Origin of the sequence: Extensimonas perlucida, from assembly GCF_007655255.1 — a bacterium.
In the GTDB taxonomy this organism is placed as follows: domain Bacteria; phylum Pseudomonadota; class Gammaproteobacteria; order Burkholderiales; family Burkholderiaceae_C; genus Extensimonas; species Extensimonas perlucida.
In genome coordinates this window covers 65,067-75,539 of record NZ_VMYE01000014.1, presented here as the reverse complement: position 1 = coordinate 75,539, position 10,473 = coordinate 65,067, and the positions used below count along the sequence as shown (strand labels likewise).

7 protein-coding genes are annotated in these 10,473 nt (G+C 65.4%); all 7 read right to left on the bottom strand.

Features of this window, described 5'->3' with window-relative positions:
• Positions 1–286: 286 nt before the first annotated feature.
• The 7 genes from FK527_RS12160 to pheT all read right to left on the bottom strand — a co-directional run bounded on the left by FK527_RS12160 (position 287) and on the right by pheT (position 10,438).
• The gene (locus tag FK527_RS12160; protein ID WP_144734180.1) at positions 287–1,111 is read right to left on the bottom strand and encodes an alpha/beta hydrolase; all 825 of its coding nucleotides are present in this window, start codon (positions 1,109–1,111) and stop codon (positions 287–289) included.
• Between the two features lie 136 nt (positions 1,112–1,247).
• A complete protein-coding gene (locus FK527_RS12155) occupies positions 1,248–3,143 on the bottom strand; it encodes a propionate--CoA ligase (RefSeq protein ID WP_144734177.1) in 1,896 nt (631 codons plus the stop codon).
• A gap of 39 nt (positions 3,144–3,182) precedes the next feature.
• Positions 3,183–4,517, bottom strand: coding sequence for a phosphoglucosamine mutase (gene glmM / locus FK527_RS12150; protein WP_144734174.1), 1,335 nt, complete (start codon positions 4,515–4,517; stop codon positions 3,183–3,185).
• Positions 4,514–5,383, bottom strand: a complete 870-nt coding sequence (gene folP / locus FK527_RS12145; protein ID WP_144734171.1) for a dihydropteroate synthase — start codon at positions 5,381–5,383, stop codon at positions 4,514–4,516. Before folP ends, glmM begins: the two co-directional genes overlap by 4 nt.
• A 109-nt stretch (positions 5,384–5,492) precedes the next feature.
• Positions 5,493–7,406: an ATP-dependent zinc metalloprotease FtsH gene (ftsH, locus tag FK527_RS12140; protein ID WP_144734169.1), complete on the bottom strand. Its 1,914-nt coding sequence runs from the start codon at positions 7,404–7,406 to the stop codon at positions 5,493–5,495.
• 191 nt (positions 7,407–7,597) lie between these two features.
• The gene (locus tag FK527_RS12135; RefSeq protein WP_144734167.1) at positions 7,598–7,918 is read right to left on the bottom strand and encodes an integration host factor subunit alpha; all 321 of its coding nucleotides are present in this window, start codon (positions 7,916–7,918) and stop codon (positions 7,598–7,600) included.
• Between the two features lie 42 nt (positions 7,919–7,960).
• Positions 7,961–10,438 carry a phenylalanine--tRNA ligase subunit beta gene (pheT, locus tag FK527_RS12130; RefSeq protein WP_144734165.1) on the bottom strand — a complete coding sequence of 826 codons (2,478 nt, stop codon included), beginning with the start codon at positions 10,436–10,438 and terminating at the stop codon, positions 7,961–7,963.
• Positions 10,439–10,473: the final 35 nt, after the last annotated feature.

Here is a 10,473-nt window from a genome sequence, read left to right as displayed (position 1 = left end):
AGCCGCACCGCCTGCTTGCGTCTTTCATGCTGCGCTTGCCGCGGCAGCTTGCGTCCGTCTTCTTTGTCCATGCCCTGTAGCTGAGGGCGGATGATCGAAACTCAACCCTTAATTGCCGGGTCTATAGGTTCAAGTCTTGGGTGGGGGCATTCTCTGGGCCAGGAGGCGTCCAAACTCGGCCCTGCAAGTCCACAGCGTGGACGCTATCCGACCGCTGGAAGCGCTCACGGCGAGCGCTCCCACGGAGTTTTGCATTATTGCCAGGCAAGAGCCTCCGCAGGAAGGATCAGGCACCCATGTCGCGCAGCGCAGCTTCGATGGCTGCAGCCGTAGCCAGCGGTTTTTCCATTGGCACGAGATGGCTACCCTCGAGCATGAGCACACGCCCCTTGGCGATCCGATGCGTCGTGGACATGCCTGCCTGGCGCATCTCCTGCGAGTGCGTGCCGCCGATGAAGCTCACAGGGCATTTGAGCGAATGCCGGCGCAGCAGCCGCTCGAGGTTGTCTGGCACGGTGTTGTAGATCGCGGTCTCGACGTCGCGGTCGAACGACAGCACACGTCGGCCCTGGGCGTCGGTCTCGGTGGCGCAATCCACATAGTCGGCCAGCACTTGGGGATGCCAGTGGGCAAAGACCCGCTTGTGACGAAAGTGCTCGAGCACGGCATCACGGCTGTCCCAGCTGGTGCGGCGGCGCTGGCTGAAACGACCGGGCGTGACGGAGCCGATCAAAGGCGTGCGTTTGATCGCGCCCAGTGTCGTCGCACGCCAGCCTCCAACGACCGGCGCATCGAGGAGCACCAGGCCACGCACGATGTCCGGGCGATTCGCCGCTGCAATGAGGCTGAGCAAGCCGCCGAGCGAATGACCGACGAGAAAGACTTTTTCGCCGCGCTGGCTGACCAGCGGTTGCGCAAAATCGACCAGTTGCCGCGCCAGTTGCGTCCAGTTGTTCGAGACCGGATAGGCCGGATCGTGTCCGAAGCGCTCAATGACATGCACCTCGAAACCACGCGCACGCAAGTCGTCGAGCAGCAGGCGGTAGGTGCACGCCGGAAAGCTGTTGGCGTGGGAGAAAACGACGAGCGGAAGTGTATTGGCGGAGGTCATCAGGTTGCGTCAGGATCACAGCAGAGGTTGGGATCGATGCAGTCGTACTTCAAATTCGGTAGCTGCTTACGCCCAATGCATAAGCGCAAACGGGCAAAATGGCATAAAACCGAAATCCAACGTCCGCTGCAGCAATTCACCGCCCCAGCAACTCACGCACCTGCTGCAACGCAGCGGGGTCTTCCATGGTGGTAAGGTCGCCGGGGTCGCGGCCTTCGGCGACGGCTTGCAGGGCGCGGCGCAGGAGTTTGCCGCTGCGCGTCTTGGGCAGCACGTTCACGAAATGCACGCGCGCCGGGCGGGCCACGGCGCCGAGCTGGTGATCGACGAGCTTCATCACCTCGCCTTCGAGCTTGAGGCGCGCCTCGGGGCTGTCGAGTCCGCTGGCATCGCGCGCCACGGCAAAGGCCATCGCGGCCTGGCCCTTGAGGCTGTCGGCGACGCCGACCACGGCCACCTCGGCGATGTTGGGGTGCGAGGCGATGCACTCCTCGATCTCACGTGTGCCCAGGCGGTGGCCCGCGACGTTGATCACGTCGTCGGTGCGGCCGAGAATGAAGTAGTAGCCGTCGGCATCGCGTATGCCCCAGTCGAAGGTGCTATAGATCAGGCGCCCCGGGATGCTCTTCCAGTAAGTGTTGACGAAGCGCGCGTCGTCGCGCCAGACGGTCTGCATGCAGCCCGGCGGCAGCGGGCCTTCGATGGCGAGCACGCCTTTGTGGTTGGGCGCCGTGAGCTCCTCGCCCGTGGCGTCGTCGAGGAGCTTGACGCGGTAGCCGTACATGGCCTTGCCGGGGCTGCCAAAGCGCGGCGTCTGCGGCTCCACCCCGAGCGCGAGCGTGAGGATGGGCCAGCCGGTTTCGGTCTGCCAGTAGTTGTCGATGATGGGCACGCGCAGCGCATCGCTGATCCACTGCGCCGTCGATTCGTCGAGCGGCTCGCCTGCCAGCCACAATGCCTTGAGGCTGTCCACGCGGTACTTTTGCAGCCAGGCCGGATCCTGCTTTTTGAGCACGCGCACCGCCGTGGGCGCCGAGAACATGTGCGTGACGCGGTATTTTTCGACGATGCTCCACCACACGCCCGCGTGTGGCCGCGTGGGCAGGCCCTCGTACATGACGGTGGCCATGCCGGCGAGCAGGGGACCGTAGATGATGTAGCTGTGCCCCACGACCCAGCCGATGTCACTCGTGGCAAAGAAGGTCTGCCCGGGCTGCGCGTCGAAGATGTGCTTCATGCTCGCGGCCAGCGCCACGGCATAGCCGCCGGTGTCGCGCTGCACGCCCTTGGGCTTGCCCGTGGTGCCGCTGGTGTAGAGCGTGTAGCTCGGGTGCGTGGCCTCGACCCAGACGCAGGGCACGCTGGTGTGCAGGTGCTGCGCGCGCAAGTCGGCCCAGTCATGGTCGCGCCCTGGCTGGCGCTGCATGGGCGCGAGGCCGCGATCGACGAGCAGCACGGCAGCCGGTTTGTGGCGCGACTGCGCGATGGCCTCGTCGAGCAAGGGCTTGTAGGGCACGACCTTGCCGCCGCGCGAACCCGCGTCCGCGCTGACCACGAGCACGGGCTCGGCATCCTCTATGCGCGCAGCCAGCGAACCCGCCGCAAAGCCGCCAAACACCACCGAGTGCAGCGCGCCAATGCGCACGCAGGCGAGCATGGCAAACGCGGCCTCGGCGATCATGGGCATGTAGATCAGCACGCGGTCGCCTTTTTGCACGCCCAGCGTTTGCAGCGCCGCCGCCATGCGCTGCACTTCGGCGTGCAGCTCGGCGTAGCTGTAGCTGCGCTCGCTGTCGGTTTCGGTCGAAATGGCGATCAGCGCGGTGTGCTGCGCACGGCTCGCGAGATGCCGGTCCACGGCGTTGTGGCACAGATTGGTCGTGCCGCCCACGAACCAGCGCGCAAACGGCGGCTGGCTGTAGTCACACACCTGTTGCGGCGGCGTCTGCCAGTCGATCAACTGCGCCTGCTCGCGCCAGAAGGCATCGGGCTCCTCGATCGAGCGGCGGTAAAACTCGGCATAACTGGTCATCTGGGTATCTCCTTGCATCCCTTGGCTATCTGCAAATTATCAACCGGCCCGCGCCGCGTCGGCCAGCCTTTGCGCGCAGGCGTTGGCCTGCTGCGCGTCGCGCGCTTCGACCATCACGCGCAGCACGGGCTCGGTGCCGCTCGCGCGGATCAGCACGCGGCCACTGTCGGCCAGTTCCTGCTCCACCGCCTGCGTGGCCTCGGCGAGCAGGCGGTTGTTGCGCCAATCCTGCCCCGGCGCCAGGCGCACATTGAGCAAGATTTGCGGAAAGAGCTGCACACCCTCGAGCTGCTGCGCCAGGCTGCGCTCGCTGCGCACGCAGGCTTGCAAAACCTGCAGCGCGCTGACGATGCCATCGCCCGTGGTTTGGCGGTCCAGGATCAGCAAATGGCCCGAGCTTTCGCCGCCGAGCACCCAATGGTGGCGCTCGAGCTCCTCGAGCACGTAACGGTCACCCACGGCGGCGCGCACCAGCTTGACGCCACGCGCCTTCAGAGCCAATTCGACGGCCATGTTGGTCATCAAGGTACCGACCACGCCCGGCACGTATTCATCACGCCCCATGCGGTCGGCCACAAGCAAACACAACAGCTCGTCGCCGTTGTAGAGGCGCCCCTGGGCATCGACCATCTGCAGCCGGTCGGCATCGCCGTCGAGCGCGATGCCGTAGTCGGCGTGGTTGGCACGCACGGCGCGCACCAGCGCATCGGGGTGGGTCGCGCCGACTTCGTCATTGATGTTGATGCCGTCGGGCGCGCAGCCTATGGTCAATACATCCGCGCCGAGCTCGTGGAACACCTTGGGTGCGACCTGGTAGGCCGCGCCATGGGCCGCATCAACCACGATCTTGAGCCCTTTGAGCGTCAAGTCCTGCGCGAAAGTGCTCTTGCAAAACTCGATGTAGCGCCCCGCCGCATCATCGAGCCGGCGCGCCTTGCCCAGGCTGGCCGAATCGGCCCACTGCGGCGGCTCGTCGAGCGCGGCTTCGACGGCCCGCTCCCAATCGTCGGGCAGCTTGCTGCCCTGTGCGCTGAAAAACTTGATGCCGTTGTCCGGGTAGGGGTTGTGGCTCGCGCTGATGACCACGCCCAGGCTCGCGCGCTGCGCGCGTGTGAGGTAGGCCACGCCCGGCGTGGGCAGCGGGCCGAGCAGCACCACATCGACGCCGGCCGAGTTGAAGCCCGATTCGAGCGCGCTCTCGAGCATGTAGCCCGAAATTCGCGTGTCCTTGCCGATCAGCACCGTGGGGCGTTCTTGCGTCTGGCGCAGCACCCGGCCCACGGCGTGACCCAGGCGCAGCACGAAGTCGGGCGTGATCGGCGGCCGCCCCACCGTGCCGCGGATGCCGTCGGTGCCAAAAAATTTGCGCGTCATGCGTGTGCCTCTTTCGTTGTGATGTCTTGGGAATGTCGATCCGCCTGGCAGACCGCGCGCCAGACTGCGAGCGCGGCCACCGTGGCGCGCACATCATGCACGCGCACGATGTGCGCGCCGCGCTCCACGGCCAGCAGCGCCGCGGCCACACTGGGCGCCAGGCGCTCCTCCACGGCTAGCCCCGTGGCGGCGCCGAGCGCCGACTTGCGCGACCAGCCCACGAGCAGCGGATGGCCCGTCGCAAGCAATTCGCGCTGGCGCGCGAGCAGGGCGAAATTCTGCTCTACCGTTTTGCCAAAACCCACGCCGGGGTCCAGCGCAATACGAGCATTTTCGACGCCTAGCGCTTGCAATGTCTGCGCTTGCAGCTGCAAAAAGCGCAGCACCTGCAGCAGCACATCGCCTTGCATGGGTGCGAGCTGCATGGTCTGCGGGTCACGGTGCATGTGCATCAGGCACACGCCGCAGCTAGGGTGCGCCGCCACCATTTGCGCCGCGCCGGGTTGGCGCAGCGCCCAGATGTCGTTGATGATGTCGGCGCCCAGGTCGAGCACGGCCTGCATGACCTGCGGCTTGTAAGTATCGACAGACACCGGCACACCCAGGCGCACCGCGCCACGCACGACAGGCAGCACGCGCGCGAGTTCGTCCTCGAGCGGCACCGGGGCGCTGCCAGGGCGCGAGGATTCACCGCCGATGTCGAGAATGTCTGCGCCCTCTTTCAAGAGCTGCTCGCAATGTGCAAGCGCCGCCGTGGTCGTCGCGTGCTGGCCGCCATCGGAAAAAGAGTCCGGCGTGACGTTGACGATGCCCATGACCTGCGGGCGCGACAGGTCGATGCGAAAACGCGCCGTGTGCCAGAACATCTACGGTGTTTCCGAAGAAAAGCGAAAAAATGGAAGAGAAAAATGCCCGAAAAAACGGGGCCTTACGCCCCGTTTCGTGACCAAGCATCGCAGCCTGGACCCTGCTTGGTCAGGCTGCCGACGGCGCCGGATCGGCCGCCACAGCAGGCGTGCCGCCTGAGCCTCCGCCCGATGAAGGCGTGCGCGGCGTCCAGTCCTTGGGCGGGCGCGGCTCTCTGCCGGCCATGATGTCGTCAAGCTGCTCGGCGTCTATGGTTTCCCATTCGAGCAAGGCCTTGGCCATGGCGTGCATCTTGTCGCTGTGCTCTTCGATCAGCCCGCGCGCCAGCGCGTATTGCTCGTCGATGATGCGACGCACCTCGCGATCGACCTTTTCCATGGTTTCTTCGCTCATGTTGGTGGTCTTGGTGACGGAGCGGCCCAGAAAGACCTCGCCTTCGTTTTCGGCATACACCATGGGGCCGAGCGCGTCGCTCATGCCATAGCGCATGACCATGTCGCGCGCAATGTGCGTGGCGCGCTCGAAGTCGTTGGAGGCGCCGGTGGTCATCTGGTGCATGAACACCTCTTCGGCGATACGGCCACCGAACAGCATGCTGATCTGGTTGAGCATGTACTCGCGGTCATAGCTGTAGCGGTCTTTTTCAGGCAGGCTCATGGTCACGCCGAGCGCACGGCCGCGCGGGATGATCGTGACCTTGTGCACCGGATCGCACTTGGGCAGCAGGCGGCCGATGAGCGCGTGGCCCGCTTCGTGGTAGGCGGTGTTGCGGCGCTCTTCCTCAGGCATGACCATGCTTTTGCGCTCGGGGCCCATGAGGATTTTGTCTTTGGCGCGCTCGAAGTCCTGCATCTCGACCACGCGCGCGTTGCGGCGTGCAGCCATCAGCGCGGCCTCGTTGCACAGGTTTGCCAGGTCTGCGCCGCTCATGCCCGGCGTGCCACGCGCGATGATGCTCGCGCTCACGTCCTGCCCGACCGGAATCTTGCGCATGTGCACGTTCAGAATTTGCTCGCGGCCGCGGATGTCGGGCAGCGTGACATAGACCTGCCGGTCGAAGCGCCCAGGGCGCAGCAGCGCGGCGTCCAAAATGTCGGGGCGGTTGGTCGCCGCGATCACGATCACGCCGAGGTTGGTCTCGAAGCCGTCCATCTCGACCAGCATCTGGTTGAGCGTCTGCTCGCGCTCATCGTTGCCGCCACCCAGCCCCGCGCCGCGCTGGCGCCCCACTGCGTCGATTTCGTCGATGAAGATGATGCAGGGCGCGTTCTTCTTGGCGTTTTCGAACATGTCGCGCACGCGCGCCGCCCCCACGCCGACGAACATCTCGACGAAGTCGGAGCCCGAAATGCTGAAGAAAGGCACCTTGGCTTCGCCCGCGATCGCCTTGGCGAGCAAGGTCTTGCCCGTCCCCGGCGGCCCGACGAGCAGCAGGCCACGCGGAATGCGTCCGCCGAGCTTCTGGAATTTCTGCGGGTCTTTGAGGAAGTCCACGACCTCCTTGACCTCTTCCTTGGCCTCGTCGCAGCCGGCCACGTCGGTGAAGGTGACGGTGTTGGTGTTTTCGTCGAGCATGCGCGCCTTGCTCTTGCCAAAGCTGAAGGCCCCCCCCTTGCCCCCGCCCTGCATCTGGCGCATGAAATACACCCACACACCGATCAGCAACAGCATGGGCCCCCAGCTCACGAGCAAGGTCATGAGCAGCGAGCCCTCTTCGCGCGGTTTCACGTCGAACTTGACATTGTTGTTGATGAGGTCACCGACCAAACCACGATCAAGGTACGTGGCTGTCGTGCGGATGCGCCGGTCGTCGTTGGTGACGGCGACGATTTCGGTGCCGCTTTGCCCCTCCTGGATGGTCGCGCTCTTGATGCGGTTGTTGCGCACCTCCTCGAGGAAGTCAGAATACCCCACATAAGCCGCACTCGGGCTCACGCGACCGTCGAACTGTTTGAACACCGTGAACAGCACCATGGCGATGACCAGCCACACGGCGATTTTCGAAAACCATTGATTGTTCAAGCGTAACTCCAAATTCCCTTGGGGAAAAAACCATGCACCCACTCACCGTAGGCTGCTTCGCATGTGCGGGGCATTTTAGGCGTTTCAAGCAAACCGACTCATAGCCATTTCCCATAATGGCTATAGGCCTTGCGGTTCATCAGGTGCTTGCGATACGAGCCTTCTCTGATGCAGGTCAGAGCCAAGCACCTTCAGACAGCCGCCTGCACCTGTTCCTTGAGCTTGCTGCTGGCGTGGAACGTGACCACGCGCCGCGCTTCGATGGGGATCAGCTCGCCCGTGCGCGGATTGCGCCCTGGCCGCGACGCCTTGGTGCGCACCTGGAAGGTGCCGAACCCGGTGAGGCGCACGTCTTCGCCCTCTACCAAGCTTTGCTCCAGCAGCTCGAAAAAGGCCTCGACCATCTCCTTGGACTCGCGCTTGTTCAAGCCGATCTGGTCGAACAACAGCTCCGCCAACTGCGCCTTGGTCAAAGCCGGCGTTTCCAGGTCTTCTACGGCGAACTCGATCATCGTGTGTTCCATTCCCTTAGAACAGGTTCTCATGCGCGCGGCTCAGGCCCGCAAACGCGCGCCCGCGCGCCGGCTGAGTTCGGCCACGGCGGCCTGCATGGCGGCATCGATCTCGGCCTCGGTCAGGGTTGCGTCCTCGCGCGCGAGCGTGATGCGCACGGCAAGGCTTTTCTCCTCCTGCCCCACCCCCGAAGCAGCTGCTGCCGCAGCCCCTTCACGCACCAGCTGCGTCTTGGGCCGGTAAACGTCGAACAACACCACCGCGCGCAGCAGACTCGGCGCGATGGCCGCTGCGATCGCGGCTTGCACTTGGGCAAAAGTCACGTGCTCGGCCACCACCACCGCCAGGTCGCGCTCCACCGGCTGCTGGCGCGCCACGGGTCGTGCCTGCGGCAAGGGGCGCTGCAACACGGCTGCCAGGTCGAGCTCGAACAGCTGTGGCGCCTGCGGCAGCTCCCAGACCTGGCACCAGCGCGGGTGCAGCTCGCCAATGAAGCCGATGGCGCGCCCATCAAGGAGCACCCGCGCACAGCGCCCGGGGTGCATGGCCGGATGCTCGGCGGGCTCGAAACTGGCCTCGAGCGGCGCGAGCAGCGCCTGCACGTCCCCTTTGGCGTCGAAAAAATCGACTTCACGTGCTTTTTGCCCCCACTGCAGCATATCGACCAGGCCATAGGCCAAGCCCGCGACGCGCATGGGCTGGTGCAGGCCCGCGACCGTGCTGTCGCTGTCGGGCACGCTGGCGTCGCGCAAAAAGACACGCCCGAGCTCGAACACGCGCACCCGCTGCGCCTTGCGGTCCAGATTGAAACGCAAAACCTGTAGCAAGGAGCCAAGTAAGGTAGAGCGCATCACGCTCATTTGGCTTGCAATCGGGTTGAGCAGCCGGATGGGCTGCGCGTTGCCCGCGAGCTCTTGCTCCCAGCGCTCCTCGACAAAGCTGAAGTTGATCGTTTCCTGGTAGCCCAGCGCAGCCAGGGCGCGGCGCACGGCAAACGGGCTGCGCTGCGTCTCGGGTGCCACGCGCGGCGTGATGGGCGCAAGCGGCGGGGTCGTAGGCAGCCGCTGGTAGCCAACCATGCGCGCAACCTCTTCGATCAGGTCTTCCTCGATCGCCAGATCGAAGCGGTACGAAGGCGGCACGACCTCCAGGACACCCGCATCCGCCGCGTCCATGGTGCTTTTCGTGGCCACCTCCAACCCCAGCCGCACGAGCGCTTCGGTGCACTGCGCCTGCGTCAAGGGCATGCCCAGGACTTTGCGGGCACGCGCTATGCGCAGCGTGACGGACTGCCGCGCGGGCATGCGCACGCGCTGGTCGTCGATAGGCCCGCAGACCGTATCGGACGTGCCGCAGATGTCGAGCACCAGTTGCGTGATGCGCTCTATGTGCTCGGCCGTGTGCTCGGGATCGACGCCGCGCTCGAAGCGGTGCCCGGCGTCGGTCGCAAAGTTGTAGCGCCGCGAGCGCCCCGCGACGGCCTTGGGCCACCAGAAGGCGGCTTCGATGTAGATGTCGCGCGTGGTGTTCGACACCGCCGTGGCGTCGCCACCCATGATGCCCGCGAGCGACTCCACGCCTTGCGCATCGGCGATCACACCGACCTTCTCATCGACGCTGACCGTGTTGCCATTGAGCAGCTTGAGCTGCTCGCCTGGCCGCCCCCACCGCACTTCGAGGCCGCCGTGGATCTTTTCGAGGTCGAAGATGTGCGAAGGCCGCCCGAGTTCGAACATCACGTAGTTCGAGATATCGACCAGCGGCGACACACTGCGCTGCCCGCAGCGCGCGAGCCTATCGACCATCCACTGCGGCGTTTGCGCGCGCGTGTTCACGTTGCGCACGATGCGTCCCGAAAAGCGCCCGCACAAGTCGGGTGCCAATACCTGCACAGGCAGTTTGTCGGTGCAACCCACGGGCACGCTGGGGAAGGCGAGCGGCTGCAGCGGCGCGCCCGTCAAGGCGGCCAGCTCGCGCGCCACACCGTACACACTCAGGCAATGCGCGAGGTTCGGCGTGAGCTTGAGCGTGAACAGCGTGTCGTCGAGGTTCAGCCACACGCGCACATCCTGCCCCACGGGCGCATCGGGCGCGAGTTCGAGCAGACCACCGTGTTCGTCCGACAGCTGCAGCTCACGCGCCGAGCACAACATGCCCTGGCTCTCGACCCCGCGCAGCTTGCTCGCCTTGATGCGAAACGGCTTGCCGTCGGGCCCCGGCGGCAGCTCGGCACCCACGAGCGCGCACGGCACCTTGATGCCCGGCCGCGCATTCGGCGCACCGCACACGATGTTCAGCCAAGCGCCCTGCCCCACATCGACCTGGCACACGCGCAGCCGGTCGGCGTCGGGGTGCGGCACCGCCTCTTTGATCTCGCCCACCACCACTTGCGAGAAAGGCGGCGCCGCCGGGCGCAGCTCCTCGACCTCGAGGCCAGCCATGGTCAGAGTCTCGGCCAACTCGGCCGTGGAAAGGGGCGGGTTGCAGAAACTGCGCAACCAGGATTCAGGAAATTGCATGGTCAAACGATCAAAAGGGGGCCACCCACGGCGTG